The 25,077-nt window shown below is 71.6% G+C and carries 23 protein-coding genes and 1 pseudogene; 11 read left to right on the top strand and 13 right to left on the bottom strand.

The window, feature by feature from the left end:
* Nucleotides 1–13: 13 nt before the first annotated feature.
* Nucleotides 14–748 (bottom strand): matrixin family metalloprotease, encoded by a 735-nt coding sequence (locus ACYUD3_RS26050; RefSeq protein ID WP_470974421.1) that lies wholly within the window; start codon nucleotides 746–748, stop codon nucleotides 14–16.
* 221 nt (nucleotides 749–969) lie between these two features.
* Here ACYUD3_RS26050 and ACYUD3_RS26045 point away from each other — a divergent pair, with 221 nt between their 5' ends.
* The 4 genes from ACYUD3_RS26045 to ACYUD3_RS26030 are packed head-to-tail and all read left to right on the top strand — an operon-like array spanning nucleotide 970 to nucleotide 3,236.
* On the top strand, nucleotides 970–1,731 hold the full coding sequence (locus tag ACYUD3_RS26045; RefSeq protein ID WP_470974962.1) for a hypothetical protein: 762 nt from the start codon (nucleotides 970–972) through the stop codon (nucleotides 1,729–1,731).
* Nucleotides 1,728–2,408, top strand: coding sequence for a DUF4166 domain-containing protein (locus tag ACYUD3_RS26040; RefSeq protein WP_470974419.1), 681 nt, complete (start codon nucleotides 1,728–1,730; stop codon nucleotides 2,406–2,408). The genes ACYUD3_RS26045 and ACYUD3_RS26040 overlap by 4 nt, the downstream gene beginning before the upstream one ends.
* Nucleotides 2,405–3,034, top strand: a complete 630-nt coding sequence (locus tag ACYUD3_RS26035) for a TetR/AcrR family transcriptional regulator (protein ID WP_470974416.1) — start codon at nucleotides 2,405–2,407, stop codon at nucleotides 3,032–3,034. Before ACYUD3_RS26040 ends, ACYUD3_RS26035 begins: the two co-directional genes overlap by 4 nt.
* A 22-nt stretch (nucleotides 3,035–3,056) precedes the next feature.
* Nucleotides 3,057–3,236, top strand: coding sequence for a hypothetical protein (locus tag ACYUD3_RS26030; protein ID WP_470974413.1), 180 nt, complete (start codon nucleotides 3,057–3,059; stop codon nucleotides 3,234–3,236).
* A gap of 165 nt (nucleotides 3,237–3,401) precedes the next feature.
* Here ACYUD3_RS26030 and ACYUD3_RS26025 read toward each other — a convergent pair whose 3' ends face one another.
* Nucleotides 3,402–3,746, bottom strand: coding sequence for a DUF3817 domain-containing protein (locus tag ACYUD3_RS26025; protein WP_470974410.1), 345 nt, complete (start codon nucleotides 3,744–3,746; stop codon nucleotides 3,402–3,404).
* Between the two features lie 151 nt (nucleotides 3,747–3,897).
* Here ACYUD3_RS26025 and ACYUD3_RS26020 point away from each other — a divergent pair, with 151 nt between their 5' ends.
* The 4 genes from ACYUD3_RS26020 to ACYUD3_RS26005 all read left to right on the top strand — a co-directional run bounded on the left by ACYUD3_RS26020 (nucleotide 3,898) and on the right by ACYUD3_RS26005 (nucleotide 6,546).
* On the top strand, nucleotides 3,898–4,530 hold the full coding sequence (locus ACYUD3_RS26020; protein WP_470974960.1) for an AIM24 family protein: 633 nt from the start codon (nucleotides 3,898–3,900) through the stop codon (nucleotides 4,528–4,530).
* Nucleotides 4,530–5,180 (top strand): AIM24 family protein, encoded by a 651-nt coding sequence (locus ACYUD3_RS26015; protein WP_470974408.1) that lies wholly within the window; start codon nucleotides 4,530–4,532, stop codon nucleotides 5,178–5,180. Before ACYUD3_RS26020 ends, ACYUD3_RS26015 begins: the two co-directional genes overlap by 1 nt.
* 38 nt (nucleotides 5,181–5,218) lie before the next feature.
* Nucleotides 5,219–5,977 (top strand): AIM24 family protein, encoded by a 759-nt coding sequence (locus tag ACYUD3_RS26010; protein WP_470974957.1) that lies wholly within the window; start codon nucleotides 5,219–5,221, stop codon nucleotides 5,975–5,977.
* 92 nt (nucleotides 5,978–6,069) lie between these two features.
* Entirely contained in the window at nucleotides 6,070–6,546 is a 477-nt protein-coding gene (locus ACYUD3_RS26005; RefSeq protein WP_470974405.1) for a MarR family winged helix-turn-helix transcriptional regulator, read from the top strand.
* A gap of 151 nt (nucleotides 6,547–6,697) precedes the next feature.
* Here ACYUD3_RS26005 and meaB read toward each other — a convergent pair.
* Together meaB and ACYUD3_RS25995 are read right to left on the bottom strand one after the other, a co-directional pair.
* Nucleotides 6,698–7,637 (bottom strand): annotated as a pseudogene (gene meaB, locus ACYUD3_RS26000) (methylmalonyl Co-A mutase-associated GTPase MeaB).
* A 123-nt stretch (nucleotides 7,638–7,760) separates the two neighbouring features.
* Complete coding sequence (locus ACYUD3_RS25995) at nucleotides 7,761–8,948, bottom strand: acetyl-CoA C-acetyltransferase (protein WP_470974402.1); 1,188 nt, start codon at nucleotides 8,946–8,948, stop codon at nucleotides 7,761–7,763.
* A gap of 153 nt (nucleotides 8,949–9,101) precedes the next feature.
* Here ACYUD3_RS25995 and mce point away from each other — a divergent pair, with 153 nt between their 5' ends.
* The 3 genes from mce (at nucleotide 9,102) to ACYUD3_RS25980 (ending at nucleotide 14,725) form a co-directional block, all read left to right on the top strand.
* Nucleotides 9,102–9,542, top strand: coding sequence for a methylmalonyl-CoA epimerase (gene mce, locus ACYUD3_RS25990; protein ID WP_470974399.1), 441 nt, complete (start codon nucleotides 9,102–9,104; stop codon nucleotides 9,540–9,542).
* A gap of 212 nt (nucleotides 9,543–9,754) precedes the next feature.
* Nucleotides 9,755–13,603 carry a polarized growth protein Scy gene (gene scy, locus ACYUD3_RS25985; protein ID WP_470974396.1) on the top strand — a complete coding sequence of 1,283 codons (3,849 nt, stop codon included), beginning with the start codon at nucleotides 9,755–9,757 and terminating at the stop codon, nucleotides 13,601–13,603.
* A 183-nt stretch (nucleotides 13,604–13,786) separates the two neighbouring features.
* Entirely contained in the window at nucleotides 13,787–14,725 is a 939-nt protein-coding gene (locus ACYUD3_RS25980) for a coiled-coil domain-containing protein (RefSeq protein ID WP_055720167.1), read from the top strand.
* 181 nt (nucleotides 14,726–14,906) lie between these two features.
* Here the strand turns inward: ACYUD3_RS25980 and ACYUD3_RS25975 are convergent, their stop codons facing one another.
* From ACYUD3_RS25975 to ACYUD3_RS25935, 9 genes are all read right to left on the bottom strand, one after another.
* The gene (locus ACYUD3_RS25975) at nucleotides 14,907–15,440 is read right to left on the bottom strand and encodes an NADase-type glycan-binding domain-containing protein (protein WP_470974393.1); all 534 of its coding nucleotides are present in this window, start codon (nucleotides 15,438–15,440) and stop codon (nucleotides 14,907–14,909) included.
* Between the two features lie 1,190 nt (nucleotides 15,441–16,630).
* Nucleotides 16,631–17,194 carry a phage tail protein gene (locus tag ACYUD3_RS25970; RefSeq protein WP_470974390.1) on the bottom strand — a complete coding sequence of 188 codons (564 nt, stop codon included), beginning with the start codon at nucleotides 17,192–17,194 and terminating at the stop codon, nucleotides 16,631–16,633.
* Between the two features lie 76 nt (nucleotides 17,195–17,270).
* Nucleotides 17,271–19,226 carry a putative baseplate assembly protein gene (locus ACYUD3_RS25965; protein WP_470974387.1) on the bottom strand — a complete coding sequence of 652 codons (1,956 nt, stop codon included), beginning with the start codon at nucleotides 19,224–19,226 and terminating at the stop codon, nucleotides 17,271–17,273.
* Nucleotides 19,226–19,654, bottom strand: coding sequence for a GPW/gp25 family protein (locus tag ACYUD3_RS25960; RefSeq protein ID WP_470974385.1), 429 nt, complete (start codon nucleotides 19,652–19,654; stop codon nucleotides 19,226–19,228). The genes ACYUD3_RS25965 and ACYUD3_RS25960 overlap by 1 nt, the downstream gene beginning before the upstream one ends.
* 28 nt (nucleotides 19,655–19,682) lie before the next feature.
* Entirely contained in the window at nucleotides 19,683–19,997 is a 315-nt protein-coding gene (locus tag ACYUD3_RS25955; RefSeq protein ID WP_470974383.1) for a PAAR domain-containing protein, read from the bottom strand.
* A gap of 51 nt (nucleotides 19,998–20,048) precedes the next feature.
* On the bottom strand, nucleotides 20,049–21,881 hold the full coding sequence (locus tag ACYUD3_RS25950; protein ID WP_470974380.1) for a VgrG-related protein: 1,833 nt from the start codon (nucleotides 21,879–21,881) through the stop codon (nucleotides 20,049–20,051).
* A gap of 34 nt (nucleotides 21,882–21,915) precedes the next feature.
* Complete coding sequence (locus tag ACYUD3_RS25945) at nucleotides 21,916–22,635, bottom strand: CIS tube protein (protein ID WP_470974377.1); 720 nt, start codon at nucleotides 22,633–22,635, stop codon at nucleotides 21,916–21,918.
* Between the two features lie 78 nt (nucleotides 22,636–22,713).
* Entirely contained in the window at nucleotides 22,714–23,139 is a 426-nt protein-coding gene (locus ACYUD3_RS25940; RefSeq protein WP_470974374.1) for a phage tail protein, read from the bottom strand.
* A gap of 19 nt (nucleotides 23,140–23,158) precedes the next feature.
* Entirely contained in the window at nucleotides 23,159–23,953 is a 795-nt protein-coding gene (locus ACYUD3_RS25935; RefSeq protein WP_470974371.1) for a hypothetical protein, read from the bottom strand.
* Nucleotides 23,954–25,077: the final 1,124 nt, after the last annotated feature.

Here is a 25,077-nt window from a genome sequence, read left to right as displayed (position 1 = left end):
TCCGGGAGAGCCCTTACGGGTACAGCGCGCGCAGCCCCATCACGTCGCCCTTGCCCAGCGTGCGCGCACGCGTCGAGCAGGCGAAGGAGTTCGTGTACATCGTCAGGTTCTCGTGGCCGGCGCCGACGTGGCCGAGGCCGAAGACGTGCCCGGCCTCGTGGGTCGCGACCGCCTGGATGTCGTAGGCGTTCTCGCAGTGCTCGCCGGGCCGGTCGGTGAAGCGGTAGTAGCGGGTGTTGAAGCGGACGTCGGCCTCGATCAGGTCGCCGGGGCCGCCGCCGGGCGGGGTCACGGCCCAGGAGCAGGTCACGGCGACCATGTCGGGCGGCAGCTCGCCGGCGTCCCACACGCTGACCCCGTCCCGCTTCACGCACCGCCCGTTCCTGTCGATCCCGGCCTCCCGGTCGGTCGGCGACAGGAACCGCGCGGACAGCCCGGTCCGGTCGGTGAGCCCGCACTTGTTGCGCGCCGAGGTCACCGTGGCGATCGCCGCCTCGACCACCTTGCGCATCTCGCCCCGCGAGAGCCCGCCCGGCATCGGCCCGTCCCCGATGTGCCAGAGGTAGGTCCCGTACTCCTTGTGCCCGGCGGTCGTGTACGCGGTGTCGACACAGGCCGCCCGCGCCGCCCCGGCCTCCGCCACCGCCGCCGAGGCCGCGCTGTCCTGCCCGTACGACCCCCGCTCCCCCGTCATCAGCGCCCCGAGCAGCATCAGCGCCGCCCCCGCCCTGCCGAACAGCCCCAGCACTATGCGCCCCCGTGGTCCCTCGTGGATATGTCGACATCAGTTCGGTGTGAACGCCCGCCTGTGGTGCGGGAGTTCGCGTGAACCCGGCGAAGCGTAGCCGCAGCGGCGGGCCCGGCTTCCCGCCTTCGAAGCGGCGTTGAGCGATCGCTCAAATACGTGTACCGTCTGCCGCAGAGCATTTGAGCGGACGCTCAAACACCGTCCCGACCTGGGGGATTCAGATGGGGCTCTATATAGAGGCGCGTATTCACGCCGACCTGGACGAGCTGTGGGACCACACGCAGGACCCGGCGCGGCATCAGCGCTGGGACCTACGGTTCACCGGAATCGACTACCTCCCGCGCGCACGTGACGAACCGCAGCACTTCCGGTACACCACACGCGTCCTGCCGTTTCTGGCCGTGTCCGGTACGGGAGTTGCGGCCGGCGAGCGTCAACGCCCCGACGGCACAAGGACGTCGGCGCTGCGCTTCGCCTCCCCGCATCCGCTGTCCCTCCTCAAGGAGGGCTCGGGGTACTGGCGTTACGTCCCGGTGCGCGACGGGGTGCGGTTCATCACGGGGTACGACTACGAGCCGCGCTGGGGACGGCTCGGACGTTGTGCCGACCGGCTGGTGCTGCGCCCGCTGATGGGCTGGGCGACGGCGTGGTCCTTCGACCGGCTGCGGCTGTGGCTGGAGCGGGGGATCACGCCGGAGCGGGCGCGGTGGAACTGGATCGCCGAACTCGCCTTCCGGGGGCTGGTGTTGGGGCTGGTGTGCACGTTCTTCGGGCTCGGCCCGCTGGCCGCGTACGCGCCGCCGGTGGTCTATGTGTTCCCTCAACTCCTGCTGGTGGCGGCGGGGTTGGCGCTCTTCAAGTCACCGCTCGCCTGCACCCCGGCGGCCCGGCGCTGCCTGCGGCGGCCTCCGGCGGGGATGCGGGCGCCCCGGCTGCCAGGGCGGGCAGGGTCCGCCGGACAGGCTCTGAGGGCGCTGCGGTGACGTCGGTCTTCCGGGCGGCGATGGGCGCGTCCTTCGACCGGCTCCACCCGGAGCTGCGGCGGCGTTTCTCGGTGGGGCTGGCGAGCGGGGAAGCCTGCGTCGGCCGGGGCGCGATGGACCGGATCTGGCACGGTCCGGCGTTCGTGAAGCCGTTCCTGGCCCTCGGCGCGACCCGCAACATCCTGCTCCCGCGCACCGGCCGCGACGTCCCGTTCGTGATCGAGAACGTGCCCTACCGGGACGCGTACGGCCGGGAGACGGTCAGCTTCGTCAGGACGTTCGCCTTCCCGGGCCGCTCGTTCCGCTTCGACGCGCAGATGGTGCTGGCCCCTTCCGGCGACCGTGTCCTCGACTACCTGGGCACGCACCAACACCTCGCGACGGAACTCCACTTGACCGCCGAACCCGACGGCTCCCTGCTGATCCGCTCGGGCGAACACCGCTTCCGTGAGGGCTGGTTGGACACCCGGGTGCCCGAACTCCTCGGCGGGGAAGCGGAGGTGAGGGAGTCCTTCGACGAGAGTTCGGGCCGCTTCCGGATCAGGGTGCGCGTGACGAACCGGTACGTGGGCGAACTCTTCGGCTACGAGGGGTCGTTCAGGGCGTCGTACGAGGATGTACGACACTGCGGGGTACGCCCTGACCTGCGCTCGCACCGAGAGGAAGCCCGTACATGAGCCCGTCCCAGGAAACCCGAGTGAAGCTGCTGGAAGGGGCGCTGCGGACGCTCACCGAGCAGGGGATCGCCAAGGTCTCGGCGCGGTCGGTCGCGGCGGCGGCCGGCGTCAACCAGGCGCTGGTCTTCTACCACTTCGGCTCGGTCGACGAACTCCTCGCGGCGGCCTGCCGGTACGGGGCGGAGCAGACGGTGTCCCGCTACCGGGACGACTTCGCGGAGGTCGGCTCGCTCTCCGAACTCCTCGCGCTGGGGCGGGAGATCCACGCGACGGAGCGGGAGGCCGGCAATGTGACGCGGCTGGGGCAGCTTCTGGCCGGCGCCCAGACCCACGCGAACCTCGCCCCGGCGACCGCGGCCGGCCTGGACCTGTGGATCACGGAGATCGAGAAGGTCCTGGTCCGCGTCCTGGCATCCACCCCCTTCGGCGAGTTCACCGACCCCAAGGGCCTCGCCCGCGCGGTCGCCGCGTCCTTCGTAGGGCTTGAGCTGTACGAGGGGGTGGACCCGGAGAGCGCGGACTCGGCACTGGCCGCACTGGACCAACTGGGGCTGCTGGTGGGGGCGTTGGAGCAGCTGGGGCCGGTGGCGCAGCGGGCGGTTCGGCAGTATTTGCGGCGCCGTTGAGGGGGACGGCACACTCCGGTGCATGGACGAAAAGCCTCAGGAGACGACGACTCGCAGCGCGTACCTGTCGACGCTCAGAGACGAAAAGTCGGGCCAGGTCTATCTGACGTGCCCGCGCAGCTGCGGACGGGTCATGACAGGCGTGGCGGACGGGCCGCTGGTCCGCTGGTCGTGCGGATGCGGCTACTCGATCCACTCCTAGCGCCGAGAGGAGGTTGGCCGCTTGGAACGCCCTCAGTGCGGCACGCAGATGCAGCCCCTGCCGGAAGGTAAGGGCGTGATGTGGATCTGCTCGAACTGCGGATACACGGCGCATAGCTAGGCCCCCGCGGCGCCGAGCCGTGAGGCAAGGCGCCGCAGGCGACGATCATGCGTTCACCGTGCCTTCCTGGCGGGCGCGGGCGGCGATGACGGCGTCCTCGGACTCACGGCGCAGCTTGCGCTCGGCGAAGAAGCCGCCGGTGGGCAGGACGGAGAGGACGAAGTAGAGGATGCCGGTCTTCAGCGGCCACTTGGTGCGGTTCCAGGCGTCGGCCCAGAAGATCACGTAGAGGACGAACAGGACGCCGTGGATCATGCCCATGACCGGCACCGCGTTGAAGTCCGTGGTCCGCTTCAGCACCGAGCAGACGAGCAGCAGGAGGAACGAGACCGCCTCGGGGGCGGAGACCAGGCGGAGGCGGCGGAGGGCGGAGGCTGTCTTCAGGTCCACGGGTCACCTTCGAAGGGGGAATTTGTGAATGCACGCACAAGCGTTCTCCCATTGTGACAAACGCGTCCCCTAGGGGTCCGTTCAGGGTAGGTCTCCACCCGAAAGCCCTGGTCTCTCCACCCGCGGGCCCGATACCTTCGGCGTCGTGGCGATGTTCCGACTGCAAGACAGCAAGGTGCTGGCCGTCGACATGACCGGGGATGCCGTGAAGGCCAAGAACGGCTCGATGGTCGCGTACGACGGACGGATGACGTTCAAGAAGCTCACGGGGGGTGGAGAGGGTCTGCGCGGGATGGTGACCCGGCGGATCACCGGTGAGCAGATGACCGTGATGGAGGTGAAGGGCGAGGGCACCTGCTGGTTCGCGGACCGGGCTTCCGAGATCAACCTCGTACGACTCCAGGGGGACAAGCTGTACGTGGAATCGAGCAATCTGCTGGCGACCGAGGCGGCGCTGCGGACGGGTACGACGTTCACGGGCCTGCGCGGGGCCTCGCAGGGCAACGGGCTGTTCACGACGACGGTGGAGGGCCACGGCCAGGCGGCGCTGCTCTCCGACGGACCGGCGGTGGTGCTGCGGGTCAGCCAGCAGTACCCGCTGATCGTCGACCCCGGCGCCTACATCGCGCACCAGGGGAACCTGCGCCAGACCTTCCAGTCCGGTGTGACGTTCCGCACATTCCTCGGCGAGGGCGGCGGCGAGGCCTTCCAGATCCGCTTCGAGGGGGACGGCCTGGTCTACGTCCAGCCCAGCGAGCGGAACACGATCGCGGGGGACGTCTGATGGCCTTCCGCGAGATCAACTCCAAGATGGTCGAGGCGACCGTCATGCCCGGCCAGCGGCTGTTCTCCCAGCGCGGCGCGATGCTCGCCTACCGGGGCGAGGTGTCGTTCACGCCGAACATCCAGGGCGGCCAGGGCGGCGTGATGTCGATGATCGGCCGCCGCCTGGCCAACGAGGACACCCCGCTGATGACGGTCGAGGGCAGCGGCACCGTGCTGTTCGGCCACGGCGGCCATCACGTCCAGGTCATCAACCTCGCCGGGGACACCCTGTACGTCGAGGCCGACCGCCTCCTGGCCTTCGAGGGCACGCTCCAGCAGGGGACGATGTTCATGGGCTCCCAGGGCGGTGTGATGGGCATGGTCCGCGGCCAGGTCAGCGGGCAGGGGCTGTTCACGACCACGCTGAAGGGGCACGGCTCGGTGGCCGTGATGGCCCATGGCGGTGTCTTCGAGGTCCCGATCACCCCGCAGCGCCCGGTCCACGTCGACCCCCAGGCCTACGTCGCGCACCACGGCGACGTACGCAACAAGCTCTCCACCGCGCTCGGCTGGCGCGAGATGGTCGGCCGCGGCTCCGGCGAGGCCTTCCAGCTCGAACTGAGCGGTCACGGCGCGGTGTTCGTCCAGGCCTCGGAGGAGAAGCTGTGAGCCACCACGCGGGCGCCGACCTGGTGATCCACGACCCGATGACCCTCCCGGCCGACGACAACGTCACCCCCTACACCTTCTGCGTGGAGCTGAAGGGCGGTCAGTGGTTCCTCCAGAAAGGCAAGATGATCGCCTATTACGGGGCGATCGAGTTCAACGGCTTCGGGCACGGGCGGCTTGACCATCTGCTGCGCACGTCGTTCCATTCGCCTCTGCACGTGAGCGACTGGGTGGTGGCCGAGGGCTCCGGCAAGATGCTCCTCGCCGACCGGGCCTTCGACGTCAACTCCTACGACCTCGACGACGGCAACCTCACCATTCGCGCCGGCAACCTCCTCGCTTTTCAGCCGAGTCTGGCGCTGAAGCAGTCGATCGTGCCGGGGTTCCTGACGCTCATCGGGACCGGCAAGTTCGTCGCCGCGTCCAACGGTCCGGTGGTCTTCATGGAGCCGCCGATCCGCGTCGATCCGCAGGCCCTCGTCGGCTGGGCCGACTGCCCCTCGCCCTGTCATCACTACGACCACGGATATATGACCGGCTTCCTCGGCGGGCTGCGCGGGATGACGGGCATCGGCGGGGCCTCCGGTGAGGAGCATCAGTTCGAGTTCGTCGGCGCGGGGACGGTGCTGCTCCAGTCCAGCGAGTCGCTCATGCCGGAGCGGGCGACCGGGGTCGTGCCAGGTGAGCCGGGGGTGCCGGGCGGCGGCTCCGGGCAGTCCGGCGGGCACGGCTCTCAGCCAAGCGGACAGCGGCTTCCCGGACAGCTCGGTGACCTCCAGCGTCGCTTCGGGCTGTGAACGGTAGTCTGCGGAGTGTGACGTCGAACGCGTGCGCCCTGTCACGTGCCCCTTATTGGTTTATATTTAAACATCTTAGGTAGACTTCATTCATGGAGACCGAGACGGCCACGCAGTGGCTGACCGACGCGGAGCAGTGTGCCTGGCGCACCCATCTGGAGGTCAACAAGCTGTTGACCTATCAGCTGGAGAAGGATCTCCAGCCGTTCGGGCTGACGATGAACGATTACGAGATCCTCGTGAATCTCTCCGAGTCCGAGGGGTTTCGGATGCGGATGAGTGATCTTGCGGCTATGACGCTTCAGTCCAAGAGCCGGCTCTCTCATCAGATCACTCGGATGGAGGGGGCGGAGTTGGTGCGGCGGGAGAACTGTGAGTCCGATCGGCGGGGGTTGTACGCGGTGCTGACGGAGCAGGGGATGGAGTTGATGAAGAAGGTGGCGCCGTATCACGTGGCTTCTGTGCGGCGGCATTTCATCGGGTTGATGTCGGGGGAGGCGCTGGAGGGGTTGAGTGCTTCGCTGGGGCCGGTTGCCGAGCATCTCCGGGCGAGCCGGGGTAAGCCGTAGCGCCCAACAGCTCGGTCCTACTTCGCCGTTGGCGGGTGCGGGTTCGTTGTGGCTGGTCGCGCCGTTCCTCGCGCCCCTTGAAGGGGCTGCGCCCCTTCGACCCCCTGCGCAGTTCCCCGCGCCCCTGAAGTCGGTTCCCTGCGCCTTCCTTTCAAGTCCCCGTAATTTCCCTCACCAATTCATCCGCCGCCCCATACGCATCCAACTCCCCCTCCACCACCCTCTCCGCCAGCGCCCCCAATCTCCTGTCCCCGTGCAGGTCCCCGATTCTCTCCCGCAATTTCGTCATCGCGATCGTTTCCACCTCCCTCTCCGCCCGCGCCCTTCTCCGCTCCCCCAGCACCCCGTTCTTCTCCATCCACGTGCGGTGTTTTTCCAGAGCCGTCAGTAGTTCTTCCGTGCCCTCTCCTCTTGATGCCACCGTGCGGATGATCGGGGGGCGCCAGGCGCCCGGGGATCTTGACTCGCCCAGGGCCAGCATGTGGTTCAGGTCCCGGGCCGTCGCGTCGGCGCCGTCTCTGTCGGCCTTGTTGACGACGTAGACGTCCCCGATCTCCAGGATTCCCGCCTTCGCGGCCTGGATTCCGTCGCCCATTCCGGGGGCCAGCAGGACCACCGACGTGTCCGCCTGGGCGGCGATCTCCACCTCGGACTGGCCCACCCCTACCGTCTCGACCAGGATCACCTCGCAGCCGGCCGCGTCCAGGACCCGGATCGCCTGGGGGGCCGACCAGGCGAGTCCGCCCAGGTGGCCGCGTGTCGCCATCGAGCGGATGTAGACGCCGGGGTCGGAAGCGTGGTCCGACATGCGGACGCGGTCGCCGAGGAGGGCGCCGCCGGAGAACGGGGACGACGGGTCGACGGCGAGGACGCCGACCCGCTTGCCCTGTCTGCGGTACGCCGTGACCAGCGCCGAGGTGGACGTCGACTTGCCGACGCCCGGCGCTCCGGTGAGGCCGATGACGTAGGCGCCGCCGGTGAACGGGGCCAGTGCCGCCATCACCTCTCTGAGCTGCGGGGACGCCCCCTCGACCAGGGAGATCAGGCCGGCCGGCCCTGGCCTGCGCGACCAGCGAGGAGACGTCCTGCATCACAGCTCCGTTCGGATCATCGGCCCGGTCCGGGCGGCGGCGCCCCCGCCGTCGTACGCAAAGGGCGCCCCCGCCCTCGTACCCGGCACCAGCACAGGCACGCCCACAACCACCCCTACCCGCCTACGACTTGGGCACCCGTACGATCAGCGCGTCGCCCTGGCCGCCGCCTCCGCACAGGGCCGCCGCGCCCACTCCGCCGCCCCTGCGCTTCAGTTCCAGGGACAGGTGGAGGACCAGGCGGGCGCCGGACATGCCGATCGGGTGGCCCAGGGCGATGGCGCCGCCGTTGACGTTCACCTTTTCCGGGGTCACGCCCAGGTCCTTCATTGACTGGACGGCCACGGCGGCGAACGCCTCGTTGATCTCGATCAGGTCCAGGTCGGCGACCTCCAGGCCCTCCTTCTTCAGGGCGTGCTGAATCGCGTTGGAGGGCTGGGACTGGAGGCTGTTGTCGGGGCCCGCGACATTGCCGTGCGCGCCGATCTCCGCGATCCAGTCCAGGCCCAGCTCCTCGGCCTTGGCCTTGCTCATGACGACGACCGCGGCGGCGCCGTCGGAGATCTGGGAGGAGGTGCCCGCCGTGATCGTGCCGTCCTTGGTGAAGGCCGGGCGGAGTGTGGCGAGGGACTCGGCCGTCGTCTCCGCGCGGATGCCCTCGTCCTGGCTGAAGAGGACCGGGTCGCCCTTGCGCTGGGGGATCTCGACCGGGGTGATCTCCGCCTCGAACAGGCCGTTCTTCTGGGCCGCCGCCGCGCGCTGGTGGGAGAGGGCGGCGACCTCGTCCTGCGGGGCCCGTCCGATGCCGAGGCGCGTGTTGTGCTTCTCGGTCGACTCACCCATCGGGATGTTCTCCCAGGGGTCGGTGAGGCCGTCGTACGCCATGGCGTCGAGCATCTCGATCGCGCCGTACTTGAAGCCCTCGCGGGACTTCGGCAGCAGGTGGGGGGCGTTGGTCATGGACTCCTGGCCGCCGGCGACGACGATGTCGAACTCGCCGGCGCGGATCAGCTGGTCGGCCAGCGCGATCGCGTCCAGACCGGAGAGGCAGACCTTGTTGATCGTCAGGGCCGGGACGGTCATCGGGATGCCCGCCTTGACGGCGGCCTGGCGGGCCGGGATCTGGCCCGCGCCGGCCTGTAGCACCTGGCCCATGATCACGTACTGCACCTGGCGGCCGTCGATCCCCGCGCGGTCGAGGGCCGCCTTGATCGCGAAGCCGCCGAGGTCGGCGCCGGAGAAGGACTTCAGGGAGCCGAGGAGGCGTCCCATGGGTGTGCGCGCACCCGCGACGATCACCGATGTGGTCATGAGCTGCGATCCCCTTACCGGCGTCAGCGCCGAGACGAGAGATGTGAACGAGGGTTTACTGAATGTACTGACGAGTACCTACCCCGTCACCGGGCCGTCGGTGTGACAGCGCGCACGTTGCGTGACCATCCTTTCGGCGCTGCACTTGAGTCCATGCTGACGCGAATCGACCACATCGGGATCGCCTGTCACGACCTCGACGCGACCGTCGAGTTCTATCGGGCGACCTACGGCTTCGAGGTGTTCCACTCGGAGGTCAACGAGGAGCAGGGCGTGCGGGAGGCCATGCTCAAGATCAACGATACGTCGGACGGCGGGGCTTCCTACCTCCAGCTCCTGGAGCCGACCCGGCCCGACTCCGCGGTCGGGAAGTGGCTCGCCAAGAACGGCGAGGGCGTGCATCACATCGCCTTCGGCACGGCGGACGTCGACACGGACTCGGAAGGCATCCGGGACAAGGGCGTCCGGGTCCTCTACGACCAGCCCCGGCGCGGTTCGATGGGCTCCCGGATCACCTTTCTGCACCCCAAGGACTGCCATGGAGTCCTCACAGAACTGGTCACTTCGGCACCCGTTGAGTCCGACGAGCACTGACCCACGTACATAAGGGCCGGTAGGGTTGGGGGCGGTTGCCCGCTGAAGGGTGGGCGACCGCATGCCGGGGTCCAGGTTTCGGGGGTAGGAGCGGCGGACGCGCAGTCCGTGGTCCGCCGTTGATCTGACACCATTCCCCGGGGGCCCCGTCCGGCGGATGGACGAAGGCTCGTTGGAGAAGCTTGCGACCAGGGGACGGATGGGACCGCGCAGTGCGGGGCTACGAGAGCCAGGAGCGGGAGCCGGCGGCTGACGTCGACCACCTCACTCGGTTCGAAGCCGAGATGAAGCGGCTGAAGACCGAGCGGGAAAAGGCGATCCAGCACGCCGAGGACCTCGGCTATCAGGTCGAGGTGCTGCGCGCCAAGCTGCACGAGGCGCGGCGCACCCTCATGACCCGGCCCGCCTTCGACGGCGGCGATCTGGGGTACCAGGCCGATCAGTTGCTGCGCAACGCGCAGATGCAGGCCGACCAGCTGCGCCAGGACGCCAAGCGCGAGCTGTCCCAGGCGCGGGCGCAGACCCAGCGCATCCTCCAGGAGCACGCCGAGCAGGCGGCCCGGCTCCAGGCGGAGCTGCACCAGGAGGCGGTCAACCGCCGCCAGCAGCTCGACCAGGAGCTGGCGGAGCGCCGACAGACCGTCGAGTCGCACGTCAACGAGAACGTGGCGTGGGCCGAGCAGCTGCGCGCCCGTACGGAGGCGCAGGCCCGCCGGCTGCTCGACGAGTCGCGGGCGGAGGCCGAGCAGTCCATGGCGGCGGCCCGCGCCGAGGCGGAGCGGGTCACCGACGAGGCCCGCCAGCGCCTGACGACGGACGCGGAGGCGGCGCGCGCGGAGGCGGAGGCGCTGCTGCGCCGGGCCCGTACCGACGCGGAGCGGCTGCTGAACGCGGCCGGGGCGCAGGCGCAGGAGGCCACCGACCACGCGGAGCAGCTGCGCACGGCGACGGCGACCGAGTCGGACTCGGCGCGCCGGCAGGCCGGTGAGCTGTCGCGGGCGGCCGAGCAGCGGATGGCGGACGCCGAGGAGGCGTTGCGCAAGGCGCAGGCCGAGGCGGAGAAGCTGCTCGCGCAGGCGCAGACGGCGGCCGAGAAGGCGCTGTCGGGCGCGGAGTCGGCGAACGAGCAGCGCACGCGCACGGCGAAGGAGCAGGTCGCCCGGCTGGTCAGCGAGGCGACGAAAGAGGCCGAGGCGACGAAGGCGGACGCCGAGCAGCTGGTCGCCGACGCGCGCGCCGAGGCGGAGAAGCTGGTCGCGGAGGCTTCGGAGAAGGCTCGTACGATCACCGCCGAGGAGTCGGCGACGCAGCTGTCGAAGGCGGCGAAGACCGCCGAGGACGTGCTGAACAAGGCTCAGGAGGAGTCGCAGCGCACGCTGAAGGCGGCGGCCGAGGAGGCCGAGCGGGTCAGGACCGAGGCGGAGGCCGAGGCGGACCTGCTGCGCGGTGAGGCGCACGACATCGCCGAGCAGCTGAAGGGCGCGGCGAAGGACGACACGAAGGAGTACCGGGCCAAGACGGTCGAGCTCCAGGAGGAGGCGCGGCGGCTGCGCGGCGAGGCCGAGCAGTTGCGCTCGGACGCGGTCGCGGAGGGCGAGAAGATCCGCGCGGAGGCCCGCAAGGAGGCCGTCCAGCAGATCGAGGAGGCGGCGCGGACCGCCGAGGAGCTGCTGTCGAAGGCGCGGGTCGACGCGGACGAGCTGCGGCAGAAGTCGGCGGCGGACAGCGAGAAGGTCCGCACGGAGGCCATCGAGCGGGCGACGAGTCTGCGCCGGCAGGCGGACGAGACGCTGGAGCGCACCCGCGCGGAGGCGGAGCAGCAGCGTGACGAGGCCGTGGAGCTGGCCCGGACGATCACGGACAACGCCGAGGACGCGGCGCGTGAGCTGCGGGCGGAGACGGAACGGGCGATAGCGGCCCGGCAGTCGGAGGCGGCGGACGAGCTGGCCCGGCTGCACACGGAGGCGGAGACCCGGCTGGCGTCGGCCGAGCAGGCGCTGACGGAGGCCCGCGAGGAGTCGTCCCGTATCCGCCGGGAGACGGCGGAGGAGAACGACCGGCTGCGCGCCGAGTCGGCGGACCGTATTCGCGCGTTGCAGCAGCAGGCCTCGGACGAGGCGGACCGGCTGCGGGACGAGGCCGCGGCGGACGCTTCGGCGTCGCGCGCGGAGGCCGAGAGTGTCGCCGTGCGGCTGCGGTCGGAGGCCGCTGCGGAGGCGGAGCGGCTGAAGTCGGAGGCGCAGGACACCGCGGACCGGGTGCGGGCGGAGGCGCAGGCCGCCGCCGAGCGGTTGCAGGCGGAGGCGTCGGACGCGCTGGCCGCCGCCCAGGAGGAGGCGGTCCGGCGGCGCCGGGAGGCCGAGGAGACGCTGGGCACGGCCCGTGCGGAGGCCGGGCAGGAGCGGGAGCGGGCGCGGGCGCAGAGCGAGGAGCTGCTGGCGTCGGCCCGTAACCGGGTCGAGGAGGCGCAGGCCGAGGCGGTGCGGCTGGTCGAGGAGGCGGACCGGCGGGCGTCGGAGGCGGTCGCGGCGGCCGAGCAGCACGCGCAGCAGGTGCGGGACTCGGTGGCGGGGCTGCACGAGCAGGCGCAGGAGGAGATCACCGGTCTGCGGTCGGCGGCCGAGCACGCGGCGGACCGTACCCGCCGGGAGGCCGAGGAGGAGGCGGACCGGGTCCGCGCCGACGCCTACGCCGAGCGGGAGCGGGCGGCGGAGGACGCGGGCCGGGTGCGGCATCAGGCGCGCGAGGAGTCCGAGGCGGCGAAGGCGCTCGCGGACCGTACGGTCGGCGAGGCGATCGCGGAGGCGGAGCGGCTGCGGTCGGAGACGTCGGCGCACGCCCAGCGGGTGCGCACCGAGGTGTCGGACGCGATCGCGCAGGCCGATCAGGACGCGGCGCGCACGCGGGCGGACGCCCGGGAGGACGCGAACCGGATCCGTTCGGACGCGGCGACGCAGGCGGACACCCTCATCACGGAGGCGCGCGGCGAGGCCGAGCGGCTCCAGACGGAGACGCTCGCGGAGGCGGAGCGGCTCCAGATGGAGACGGCGGCCGAGGTGGACCGGGTGCGCGGCGACGCCCACACGGACGCGGAGCGGATGCGGGCGGAGGCGGCGGACACCGTCGGTTCGGCGCAGGCGCACGCGGAGCGGCTGCGCGGTGAGGCGGCGCGGCAGCGGGCGGAGGCGGACGCGGAGGCCGAACGGCTCGTCAACTCGGCGCGCGAGGAGGCCGACCGGACGCTGGACGAGGTGCGCCGGGAGGCCGCCAAGCGGCGCGCGGAGGCGGCCGAGCAGGTCGACACGCTGGTCACGGAGACGACGGCCGAGGTCGACAAGCTGCTGACGGAGGCTCAGGAGCAGGCGCGCAAGATGGGCGCGGACGCGGAGGAGCGGGCCGATTCGATGGTCGGCGCGGCGCGTACGGAGGCGGACCGGCTGGTGTCGGAGGCGACCGTCGAGGGCAACTCCCGGGTGGAGCGGGCCCGTACGGACGCGGACGAGCTGCTGGTCGGGGCGCGCCGGGACGCGACGGCGATAAGGGAGCGGGCCGAGGAGCTGCGCGACCGGATCACCTCGGAGATCGAGGAGCTGCACGACCGGGCCCGCCGTGAGGCCGCCGAGACGATGCGGACGACCGGTGACCGCTGTGACGCGCTGATCACGGCCGCTGAGGAACAGCTGAACAAGGCACAGGCAAAAGCGAAGGAACTGGTTTCTGACGCGGGCTCCGAGGCGGGCAAGGTCCGCATCGCCGCGGTGAAGAAGGCGGAGGGGCTGCTCAAGGAGGCCGAGCAGAAGAAGGCGACGCTGGTGCGGGAGGCCGAGGAGCTGAAGGCCGAGGCGATCCGCGAGGCGATGCTCACGGTCGAGGAGGGCAAGCGGGAGCTGGAGGTGCTGGTGCGCCGCCGCGAGGACATCAACGCCGAGATCTCCCGTGTCCAGGACGTCCTCGAGGCGTTGGAGTCTTTCGAGGCGCCGTCGTCAGCGAAGGACGGGGGCGTCAAGGCGGGCGCGGCGGTCGGGTCCCCTCGTTCGGGTGGTAAGTCGGTGGAGAACTGACGAAGTGTGTGGATTCCGGGAGAATCCTTCGGCCGTGGAGGGTGAATCGGCCACCCCTGGGCCCACCGGCCACTCAAAAGGGGTGTCATTCTCCAGATCAAACACGCATCCGCTCGATGACACACCGCCTCGGCCCCTAGGATTCCACCTATCACCTCACCGGTCTCATTCGACAGGAACCCCATGAGCGACACTTCCCCCTACGGCTTCGAGCTTGTGCGGCGTGGGTACGACCGCGCTCAGGTGGACGAACGCATCTCGAAGCTCGTCTCCGACCGCGACAGCGCTCTGGCCCGGATCACCGCGCTCGAGAAGCGCATCGAAGAGCTGCACCTGGAAACGCAGAACGCGCAGGCGCAGGTCTCCGACGCCGAACCGTCCTACGCCGGCCTCGGCGCCCGCGTCGAGAAGATCCTTCGCCTCGCCGAGGAGGAGGCCAAGGACCTGCGCGAGGAGGCCCGGCGCGCGGCCGAGCAGCACCGTGAGCTCGCGGAGTCGGCGGCCCAGCAGGTCCGCAACGACGCCGAGTCGTTCGCGGCGGAGCGCAAGGCCAAGTCCGAGGACGAGGGCGTCCGGATCGTCGAGAAGGCCAAGTCCGACGCCTCGCAGCTGCGTTCGGAGGCCCAGAAGGACGCGCAGTCCAAGCGGGAGGAGGCGGACGCGCTCTTCGAGGAGACCCGTGCGAAGGCCGCGCAGGCCGCCGCCGACTTCGAGACGAACCTCGCCAAGCGGCGTGAGCAGTCCGAGCGTGACCTTGCCGCGCGGCAGCAGAAGGCCGAGAAGCGGCTCGCGGAGATCGAGCACCGCGCGGAGCAGCTGCGGCTCGAGGCGGAGAAGCTGCGCACCGACGCCGAGCGGCGGGCCCGGCAGACCGTGGAGACGGCCCAGCGGCAGTCCGAGGACATCGTCGCCGACGCCAACGCCAAGGCGGACCGCATCCGTTCGGAATCCGAGCGGGAGCTGGCGGCGCTCACCAACCGCCGCGACTCGATCAACGCGCAGCTGACGAACGTGCGCGAGATGCTGGCGACGCTGACGGGCGCGGCTGTTGCCGCCGCCAGTGCTCCGGTGACCGACGACGAGCCGATCTCCCGCGGGGTTCCGGCTCAGCAGTCCCGGTAGTCTCCGGCGTTCCCGGTTCCCGAGGAGTGGCGCGAAGGGGGCGGTGGGGCTCGTGGCCTCATCGCCCTTTGCGTTGTGCGGTGGGGGGTTGAGGGGGTCGGGGGGCTGTCTTCCGGGGTTCTCGGGGGAGTTGGGGCGGCGGGGTTCTCGAGGGAGTTGGGGCGGCGGGGCGGAGCAGGGCTCAGCCCCGCTTGAAGAACTCCACCTCCGCGAGGGCGAGTTGGCGGCCCTGGGTGAGGCCTGCCGGGGAGTTGAGGGTGAGGCGTACGGTCTTCACGTCGCTGTAGGCCGTGGTGATGGTCTGCGGGCCCGCTTTGTCGGCGAGGCTCAGCTTCTTGGTCTGTTTCTCGCCGGTCGGCGTCGTCACCTCCATGTCGATCTCCAGGGCCCGGCCTTGGGCCGCGTACTCCTGCGGGGTGTCGCCGGCACCGTTGGTGATGATGACGTCGACCAGGCGGAAGGGGGCGCGGAAGGTGTACGTGATCGAGGCGCCCGGGGCTGTGGTGCCCCAGTAGCTGTTGCTGACGCCGTCCGAGGTGTTCGCCGGCGGGTGATGGGCCGTCTCCGCGGTCGCCGTGATCCCGACCGGCGTGATCGGCTCCGCCTTGCTCAGCTTGTCCCTGGTCTCCTCGAAGAGGGCGCGCCCGGCGGGCAGCAGAAGCACCCCGGCGACGCAGAGCCCGACCACAACCCCCAGAATCACGACGAACCGCACCCACCGCCCCGACCCACCCCGCACCCGCCGCCGCCTGAACGGCCACACCGTCCGCCACCAAGGCAGCGGTTCCGGCTTGACGGAGACGGTCAGCTCAGCGGCACAACGCCGGCAGAAGCGCCGGCCCGGGGGGTTGGGGGTACCGCAGACGGGACAGGGCGGTCCGGTGATCTCGTCGGGGGCGGGGGTGGGGCGGACGGTGGGGCGGGGGGTGACGGCTTTCGCGGGGAGTACGGGGACTATGGGGGTGGGGTCGGGGGGGCTTGGGGGTTGGGGTGGAGGAGGGGCTTGTGGGGGGCGTGCGGCGGGGGGTGGTTCGGCGGGGGCGGGCGCCTCGCCTCGCCGTTGCTCGCCGGGGGCAGGCGCAGCGGCGCCCGGCTGACCTCCGGGGGTGGGCGCCGCCTCGCCTCGGGCGCGGGAGGTCAGGCGGGCCCGCAGCGAGGAGGTGCGGGGCGGGGCGGCGGGGTCTGCCTCGGAGGGTGCCGTGGCGGGGGGTTCCGAGGGCATCGGGGGTGCGGCGCGGGGTGGCGCGTCCGGGAACGGCGGGGCGGGCGGGGCTGGGGGTGGCGTGTCTGGAGCGGGGGGACGGGGGGGCGGGGTGCTGGGAGTTGGCGTGCCTGGAGTTGGTGTCCCTTGAGTTGGCGTACCCGGAGTCGGTGTCCTTGGAGTCGGTGCGGCTGAGGGCCTCGCCCGCCGAGCCGCAGGGCCCGAAGCTGACGTGTCCGAGGCGGGCGTGCCTGGAGTGGGCGTACCTGGAGCCGGCGGGCGTGAAGTTGGCGTGCGGGAAGCCGGCGGGCGTGAAGTCGGCGTACCGGAAGCGCGCGTACCCGAAGCCCCCGCCCCCGGCACCGAGGCATCCGACGCCGAAGCCCCCGGACTCGGCGTACCCGAACCCCTCGCCCCCCGACCCCCCGCGCTGGAAGCGGACCCGCCCTGGGCCGGCGTACCCGAGCCGCGCGTACCCGAACCCCCCGCCCCGGGCGCCGGCCCATCCGGAGCCGGCCTCCCCGAGCCGCGCGCACCCGCAGCCCCCGCCCCCGCCCCCGCCCCCGAAGAGCCCTCCTCCCCCCGAACCCCCTCCTCGGCCGCCCCTCCCCCCTCCGACCACCCCAAATACGTCCCGCAGTTGCCGCAGAAATCGTCTGTGGGCCCGTTCAGCGCCCCGCACACCGGACACGCGCGCATGGCGGTCAGCTCCCTTCCTCGGTCGGTGGGCCGGGGAGCAGCAGGACCCGGCAGTCGATGTGGACCGGGCACATGGCCCGGACGATCTCGTGGACCCGGCCGGGGTCGACGTACGGCTCGCGGCCGGGCCAGACGCGGACGACGGGCCCGGTCTCGGACGGCGGGGGCGCGGCGGCGCCGGGCGACGACGACCAGGCCGCACCCCCGTCGCCCACGACATCCGCGTACACCCCGAGCGCGAGCGCCAACGCCTCGGTCAGCCCACGCCGTGTCCCGCGCCGCCGGTGCAACTCGACCGCGCGGGCGACCGCTTCACGCCGGACCTCGGGCGGCTGGCCGGAGCCGTCCCCGGCGCCGACCCAGAACGCCAGCCAGCTGACGAAGTCGTCGGGGGCGACCCGGGGATCGAGGTAGGAGGGGAGGTTGTCGAGGGTGGCGAAGACGGGCGCGAGGACGGTGTCCAGACCGGAGGTGAACCGCTGGGCGAGATCGTCGTCGGCGTAGAGCGCGGGAAGCTGCTCCCCGATCGGATACCGACTGGGCAGCCCGGGAACGGCGGCACGGCTCATCGCGAGACCCCCACCCGGGCAACGGCACCCGCCCAGACCCAGGCACCGGCACCCGCTTTCCCCTGCACTCCCCCACTCACCCCTCCACCCCCGTCACCGACACCACCACCTGATGCTGATACGAGAACACCAACGCCCCCTCCCCCACATCGATCCGGTCCGTAGGACTCCCCCGCCGCCCGGTGATCGGATCCGCCGCGAACAGCCGTACATCCTCCACCAGCACGTTCCCGGTGGCCTGTTGGAGGATGCCGAAGATCTCGCCGTACTGGACGGGTCGGCCGAAGGGCCAGCCGGTGCCGTCGGGGCCGCCGTGCAGGGGGTTCAGGTAGCGGAACAGGGCCGCCAGCGCGGCCTCCCGCACCCGGTCCGCCTCCGCGGCGGACGCCGTGAACCGGGCCACCACCGTCACCCCCTGATACACCGGCGGCTCCACCACCAACCGCGTCCCGATCAGCCGCCGTTCGTCGAGGGTCCGCGCGATCGTCGCCAACACCTGCTCGGACGGCACGAGTTGCTCGAAACGCAGCCGGTCGTCGCCCTCGTCGGCGAGCGCGTCGGGGACGACGAGGACGCGGACGGCACCGGGATCACCGGCGGCCGGAAGGCACCGCACCCGGCGCACGGACGGCGCCGCCTGCCGGGTCAGGATCTCGAAGTCCTCGGCGGTGACGGCCCGTTCCTGCATCCGCAGGGCCTGCGGGGCGCGGAGTCTGGCGTTCTCCAGGGTCTCCCCGGCGACCCCGCCGAGCGCTGCTTCCCGGTTGTCGACGCGGGCGATGTACGGGACCGAGCTGCGCAGTACGGAGATGGCGCCGCGCGCGACGTTCCCGGCCGGACCGCCGCCGGTGCGGTAGCGGGCCACCCGGATCTGGGCCCCCTTGGGCGGTACGGCCCCGCAGTGGCGCAGCGTGCCGTCGGCCTCCCGCAGCACCGGCGGGAAGGTGAACTCCCCGGTGGTGGCGTCGACTTGGACATGCCGGTCGGCGGGCCCGGAGCGGCCGAAGTGGTCGACGACGTCCCAGCGCTGCCAGCCCTCCGCCGAGGAGACCTCCACCTCGGGCGGCCCGCCGTCGAGGAGAACGGGCGGCCGGGTGAGCCGGTACGACTGTCCCGCGACCCCTTCCGACACCCCGAGCGGCACGTCGGACACCGTCTCCGCGTGCTCGACGGACATCGTCCCGCCGATGGTGAATACCGTCGCCTCACGGACAGTTGGGGACTCGGAGTAGAACGGCTGGCCCGGCTCCGGCGCGGTGACCCGGCAGCGCAGCCAGCCCGCGCGGGTCCCGCCGACGACGGACGCGGTGTGCCCGGCGGGGACGTGGACGACGACCTCACCGGGCCTGTTCAGCCCGCCCGTTGTGTCCGCGCCGGTCTCGCACTCCGCCCAACGCGCCCCGTCCCAGGCCTCCCAGACCAGCGGCGGCTGCCTCGGGTCGACGCCGATGCCCTCGACGCGGCTGTCGAGATGGACGGCGACGATGCAGCGGGGCACGGCAGTTGGGAGCCCGAAGAGAAGCGCGTCGCCCGGTTCGGGGGCCGCCTGGAAGGCGGGTACGTCACCGCCCTCGGCGAGGGTGCGGGTCCGGTCGGTCTGCTCGCCGGTCCGGTGCGCGGTGACCAGCCTCGTCAACTCGCTGGGGATGATGCGCAGTTCGGCGACGGTCGTGAAGACGACGGCCTCCTCGCCCTCGCCGCCGGCCGTGGTGACCTCGGTGCCGGGCGGCAGGGCCACCACGTCGGGCTGCGGGGCCGACAGCCAGAAGTCGACCTCGGCGGAGGAGGCCGTCGGCGGGAACAGGCGGATGCCCAACAGGTCCAGGAACGCGGTGTAGTTCTTGTCGGGGACCCGGTTCAGCCGGTACAGGAGCTGGTCGACGAGGTAGGCGAACGTCTCGATCAGGGTGACGCCCGGGTCGGAGACGTTGTGGTCGGTCCACTCGGGGGCGCGCTGCTGGACGTACCGCTTGGCCTCGTCGACGAGTTGCTGGAAGCGGCGGTCGTCCAGGTTCGGGGAGGGCAGGGCCATCAGCTAGCGCTCCTGTCCCCGGTCTCGGCCGTGGCTTCCGAGGGGATCGTGTAGAAGGGGAAGACCAGGTTGCGGCGGTCGTTGGTGGAGCGCACGGTGTAGTGCACGTCGATGTAGAGGGTGCCGGCCTCGACGGCGTCGTAGGCGACGACGACCTGGTCGACCGCGATGCGCGGTTCCCAGCGTTCCAGGGACTCGCGGACCTGCTGGGCGATGCGGCCGGCGGTGGCGCCGTCGCCGGGGGCGAAGACGTACTCGTGGATGCCGCAGCCGAACTCGGGGCGCATGGGGCGTTCGCCGGGCGCGGTGCCGAGGACGAGGCGGATCGCCTCCTCGATCTCGCGGTCCTTCTCGACCATGCCGATGCCGCCGGTGGGGCCGACCCGCAGCGGGAAGCCCCAACCCCGGCCGATGAAGCGCTCGTTCACCAACGGCCCCTGTCTGTAAGGGTGTTCATCACACGCCCCCGATCAGCACGTTCAGCGCGCCCATGACGATCGTCGCCCCGCACGCCGTCTTGTCGCGCATCTTCGCCGCCGGCAGCCCGCCGATGTAGACACCGGCGGTGAGCGTGCCCGGGCCGGGCAGGACGACGTTGGCGGGGCCGAGGGCGAGGTGGGGCGGCATCGCGCAGGTGTGGAGGCTGCCGACGACCGCCGCCGGACGGCCGCCGATGAGGACGGTCACCACGGACCGCGCGGCGGCCGGCGGCGGGGTGGCGATCACTCCGCCGTGGTCGGTGGGGTCACCGGTACGGGCTGCGGCCGGCATGGAACTCTCCTTAGTACAAAGGCCAGTTGGCGCTTTTCCTTGCCGCACGGTTCAGTTGATGCGGATGAGCTTCGCCTTGAGGACGCCGAGCAGTCCGCCGTCGACGGTGACGCCCGTGGTGCCCTTGACGTTGACGTTCTGCCCGTCGACCGTCACGCTGCGGCCGCCGATCTTCACGTCGACCCGCCCCTGGATGTCGACGTTGCGCCCGGACACGCTCACGTCCCCGCGCCCGGCGTCCAGGGTGATGCCCTCGGTGTCGAGCACGACGGACGTCAACTGCCGCCGCCCGCGCGCGAACACGGTCAGCTCGATGCGGTCGCGCCGGTCGTCGAGGAAGACTTCGAGCCGTTCGTCGGCGGTGCGCAGCCGCAGCCCCGAGGGCCCCGGCGCCCGCGCGTCGAGCAGTTCGACCCGGTGCCCCGAACGGGACACCACAGAACGCCGGTTGACCCTGCCGGTCGTCTTGTCGACGAGGGGGACGTCGTGCCGGGAGGGCTGGTCGACGCCGTTGTAGAGGCCGCCGATGACGTACGGGCAGTCCAGCAGCCCCTGTTCGAAGCCGACCAGCACTTCATCGTTGACCTCGGGGCTCACCACCCCGCCGCCGCCCTTGCCGCCCCACTGCACGGTCCGCACCCAGTCGGTGACGTAAGTGTCGTCCAGCCAGGGGAACTTGAGCCGTACGGCACCGCGTTCGCCGCCCGCCGGATCGCGGACGTCGGTGACGACCCCGATGGCCAGCCCCGGCATCCGGGGCCCGCGCGAGGGGGCGTTGGCGCCGGTGACGAGCCCGGTGAGCGAGCGGTCGGGGCTGGCGCTGACCCAGACGGTCGTACGGTAGCCGCCGTGCGGTTCGAGGATGTGCTGGACGGCCGTCGCCGTGTACTTGCCGGAGAACGCCTGCCCGACCCTGCCGAACGCGACCGGCTTGCCCGCCCGCAGCAGCGGGTTGCCCAGCACGACAACCTCCAACTCGGCGAATCCGGCGCTGACTTGGTCCGCCACGGCCTCGGCGACGGCGTTCGTCTCGGCCTGCGTGCGGTAAGGGGTGTCGGTGACGGTCAGCTTGGACCGGCCGAACCGGGCGGCGAACTCCGGTGCCAGGCCCGGCAGTACGGTGTCGCTGACGACGGACGGCTTGGGCGAGGTGAGCGGCTTCTTGTTGGTGACGTCCCACCCGCGCACCTCCACCTGGGCGGCCCCGTCGGCGGCCGACAGCGCGGCCCGCAGCGAGATCAGATTGCTCCCGTACTCCAGCACCATCGGATCCCGGACGGCCGACGTCGCGGGCGAGGGCGCGCCGGAGGCCTTGACCGGCTTGGTGAACTGGAGCAACCCCTTGTCGTCCACCCGGACTTGGGCGCCGCTCTCGGCGGCCAGGTACTGGAGGAAGTCCCAGTCGGAGACGTTGGCCTGGGAGAGCTGCTGGTAGGTGATCGGCGCCGCGTCGACCGTACCGACGGCGAGTCCCGCCCCCGCGGCGACCTTCCGGACGATCGCCGACGCCGTCATGTTCCGGTACGCGACGACCTTGCGCCCCCGCTGGAGCCGGTGCGCCTTGGAGTAGGCGCGCACGACGGTGAACGTCCCGGTGCGGTCGTGGTCCAGCTCCAGCGCCGTCACCTCACCGTTGAACAGCCGCTCGCGGGACTGCCCGGAGACGGTGACGACGGACACCCGCAGCGGGGTCCCGATGGTGATCCCGGTGGCGGCGAGGAACTCGTGGCCGGGATCGCGGACGGTGACGACGGCGGCGTCGGGCAGCCCGACGTTCTCGTCGACGACACAACTCACCACCTGCGCGGCCCAGATGGGGGGCAGCTCGCCCGGGGTCTCGATGACGGGGTCGGCGGCGAAGGCGCGCCCGCTGAGGTCGGTCACGGCAGCTCCGTCCGGGATTCCCCTGGTCTGTAGGTCACTGCTGCTCCTCCTCCGCCCCCGCGTCCCGCAGCCCCGGCACCACCAGCTCGGTGCCGGGCACGAGCGCCATCGGATCGTCGATCCCGTTCGCCTCGGCGATGACCCGCCAGGCCGTCGCGTCGCCGTACTCCCGCCAGGCCAGCATGGCGAGGCTGTCGCCCGCGACGACGGTGTGCGTGGAACGGGCGGCCCGCGCGCCGGACGTCGGGTTCTGCCCCGCCGGGTCGACGGTCGCCTCCTCGACGGTCAGCGAACAGGTGGCCCGCAAAGGGGTGCCGTCCACGTCGAACAACGTGTACGACACCGACAGACTCGACAGCACCCCGTCGAACGACGTCGTACGCGCCGTCCCCCACTCGAACCGCACCCACGGGCTGGCCGGCTTCTTGCGCCCCAGGCTGACCGGCGTCGGCACGCACCCCTTCAGCAGCGTCTCCACCGCCTGCTCGACGGAGTTGTCGTGGGTGGCGGTGGCGTCCAGGAACACCTCCAGGCTGAGTGTGCGGGGCCCGCTGCCGACGAACTCCGGCAGCGCGGACTGCCCCGCCGTACGGGAGGGGGTGCGGCGCCACTCGGTGCTCTTGCTGAGCTGGAGTGTCGAGGGGTTGAACTGGAGGTCGAGGCGCGCGATGGTCCCGCCGGGTTTGGCGCCGACGGACGGCGGGGGTTCTTTGAGGGTGAGGCGGGCGCGGACGCGGGTGGGACGGGTGGACATGGTCGGGCCTCCTTTCTGAGGGTTCGGGAGTTCGGGTCGGCGGCGGTGTGTTCATCGGCGGCGATGTGGGCGCCCGGGTCAGGACGGCCGTAGCCCTTGGTGGGCGATCTCCAGGGTTTCCATCGCCGCCGAGGAGTCGGCGGGGTCGAAGGAGGGGCCCTGCCAGCGGACGGGGACGATGCCGAAGACCTGCCAGCTGATGATCTGGCTGAGGTCGGGGCGCAGGGCGACGATCTCGCCGTCCTTCGGCTCGACCCTGCGCAGGGTCTTGTCGAGCCAGCGGGCGATCTTCGCCGTGTCGGCGGTCACGGGGCGGCTGAGGGTGATGTTCGACCAGGTGACGCGGCCGGGGAGCTGCCAGGTGAAGTCGTTGTTGCCGCCCTCGGCGTACGTCTCCATCTCCACCTCGGCGCCCATTCCCGAGCAGGTGTGAAACGCGCCGAGGTCGTTCCCGCCGATCGCCAGCCGGAAGTACACGCTGGTCGCGAAGATGCTGTCCGTCATGCGTCATCCGTTCCGTGCTTCAGCGGCGTCCGTCGTAGGGGCGGCCCGTACGGTCGCGGCCTCGGCGCAGTTCGGTGCGCAGGAGGCGGGCGAGGGGGTCGAGGAGCCGGCGGGCCAGGTCGTCGAGGTCGGGGTCGGGTGGGGTGGGGGGTTGGGGGGTGTTGTTGTTCGCGGTGCGGGTGGTCTTGGTGGGGGTGGTTCTGGTGTCTTTGGTGAGGGGGTTCTTCGTGAGGGAGGTCTCTGTAAGGGCGTTCTCGGTCAGGGGGTTCTTTGTGGCCGGCGGGGGTGCGTCGCGTTGGACTGTGGGTTTGGTGGTGAGGGGGGTTCGGGGCGGCGGGAGGGGGGCTGTCGCCGGGGCTTGTGGGGTGGCCGGGGGGAGGGGGCGGGCGGGGATGATCGGTGGGGGCTGGCGGTCGGGGGGTGGGAGGGGGCGGATCAAGGGGGTGGAGCGTTGTATGTGGGGTGTGGGGGTGGCGGATCGGCGGGTGGGTGTCTGTGTGGCGGGGTGGGAGACGGTGGCGGGTGGGGTGTTGGTCCAGCGGGCCGGGACTACTGGGGGGCGGGGCGGGGTGGTGGCTGCGGAGGGGGACATGCCTTGGGCGGTGCGGGTGTTGAGGGTGAGGGGGCGGGAGGGGAGGAGGGCTCGGGAGAGGAGGGGGGTGGCTGCGGTGCGTATGTCTCCGACGGCTTTGGCGGGGGGGCGGGCGGTGACGAGTGGGGGCGGGGTGTGCGGATGGTTCTGCGGGCCGTTGGGGGTGTCGCCTTCGGCGTGGGAGTTGCGGCGAGCGGAGTCTGTGGATATTGCCCGGGCCACGATGAGGGGGGACTGGGAGTTCTGCGGGCGTTGGCGGGCGCCGTCTTCAGTGGCTCCGGCTGGGGGGCGGGAGCTGACGAGGGGAGTCGGGGGGCCGGGGTGCAGGGAACTCCGGGTGCCTGTATCGCCTGCGGCGTGAGTGTCTCCGGTGCCTCCGGGCGAGGGCCGGGAGTTGACGACCGGAGTTGGAGTACCGGGGTACAGGGAGCCCTGCGAGCCTGCGGCACCGGTGTCTCCGGGAGCCCCCACGACTCCGGCCGACGGACGGGCGCCGACGAGCGGAGTCGAGGTGCCGGGGTACAGGGTGCCTGCATCGCCTGCGGCACGGGTGTCTCCGGTAGCTCCGGGCGAGGGCCGGGAGTTGACGACCGGAGTTGGAGTACCGGGGTACAGGGAGCCCTGCGAGCCTGCGGCACCGGTGTCTCCGGGAGCCCCCACGACTCCGGCCGACGGACGGGCGCCGACGAGCGGAGTCGAGGTGCCGGGGTACAGGGTGCCTGCATCGCCTGCGGCACGGGTGTCTCCGGTAGCTCCGGGCGAGGGCCGGACGCTGACGACCGGAGTCGAAGTATCGGGGTACGGGGAGCCCTGCGAGCCTGCGGCACCGGTGTCTCCGGCAACCCCCGCGACTCCAGCCGACGGGCGAGCGCCGACGAGCGGAGTCGAGGTGTCCGGGTACAGGGAACTCCGGGAGACCGCATCGCCTGCGGCGCTCGTCTCTCCGGTCCCTCCCCCAACTCCCGCCGGGCCACGTGCGCCGACAATCGGGGCCGAGGCATCGAGGTGCGCGGAGTTCCGTACCCCCCTGACCGCATCGCCTCCGGCGCCTGCGGCACGCGCCGCCCCGGAGCCGTCCGCAGCTCCGGCCGAGGTAGGGGCGCCGCTGCTCCGAGTCGGGGTACTTGAGTCCGGGGACCTCTGCACCCCGCCGCGCGCATCGCCCCCTCCCCGGGCACTGGAGGCGACAGCCGGTCCCGCACCTCCGGCCCCTTGACGGCCGGAGTCCGTACGGCCACCGTCCTTGCCTCGGGCGGAAGTTGAGCGCTGGGAGTACTCCGAGACGGCTCCGTTCCCGGCGCCTTCAGCCGGGGCCCGGGATACGACTACGGGGTCCGGGCCTTGGG

The sequence above is a fragment of the Streptomyces sp. AMJ-169 genome (assembly GCF_055597585.1).
This window is presented reverse-complemented; position numbering and strand designations above follow the sequence as displayed.

Coding starts and splice junctions, on each gene's coding strand:
- ACYUD3_RS25965 (WP_470974387.1), bottom strand. CDS start 19,226: ATGGCCCTGCCCTCCCCGAACCTGGACGACCGCCGCTTCCAGCAACTC.
- ACYUD3_RS26005 (WP_470974405.1), top strand. CDS start 6,070: ATGGAGACCGAGACGGCCACGCAGTGGCTGACCGACGCGGAGCAGTGT.
- ACYUD3_RS25995 (WP_470974402.1), bottom strand. CDS start 8,948: ATGACCACATCGGTGATCGTCGCGGGTGCGCGCACACCCATGGGACGC.
- ACYUD3_RS26010 (WP_470974957.1), top strand. CDS start 5,219: ATGACCCTCCCGGCCGACGACAACGTCACCCCCTACACCTTCTGCGTG.
- ACYUD3_RS25970 (WP_470974390.1), bottom strand. CDS start 17,194: ATGAGCCGTGCCGCCGTTCCCGGGCTGCCCAGTCGGTATCCGATCGGG.
- ACYUD3_RS25945 (WP_470974377.1), bottom strand. CDS start 22,635: ATGTCCACCCGTCCCACCCGCGTCCGCGCCCGCCTCACCCTCAAAGAA.
- ACYUD3_RS26035 (WP_470974416.1), top strand. CDS start 2,405: ATGAGCCCGTCCCAGGAAACCCGAGTGAAGCTGCTGGAAGGGGCGCTG.
- ACYUD3_RS26015 (WP_470974408.1), top strand. CDS start 4,530: ATGGCCTTCCGCGAGATCAACTCCAAGATGGTCGAGGCGACCGTCATG.
- ACYUD3_RS25940 (WP_470974374.1), bottom strand. CDS start 23,139: ATGACGGACAGCATCTTCGCGACCAGCGTGTACTTCCGGCTGGCGATC.
- ACYUD3_RS25955 (WP_470974383.1), bottom strand. CDS start 19,997: ATGCCGGCCGCAGCCCGTACCGGTGACCCCACCGACCACGGCGGAGTG.
- mce (WP_470974399.1), top strand. CDS start 9,102: ATGCTGACGCGAATCGACCACATCGGGATCGCCTGTCACGACCTCGAC.
- ACYUD3_RS26020 (WP_470974960.1), top strand. CDS start 3,898: ATGTTCCGACTGCAAGACAGCAAGGTGCTGGCCGTCGACATGACCGGG.
- ACYUD3_RS26045 (WP_470974962.1), top strand. CDS start 970: ATGGGGCTCTATATAGAGGCGCGTATTCACGCCGACCTGGACGAGCTG.
- ACYUD3_RS25980 (WP_055720167.1), top strand. CDS start 13,787: ATGAGCGACACTTCCCCCTACGGCTTCGAGCTTGTGCGGCGTGGGTAC.
- ACYUD3_RS26030 (WP_470974413.1), top strand. CDS start 3,057: ATGGACGAAAAGCCTCAGGAGACGACGACTCGCAGCGCGTACCTGTCG.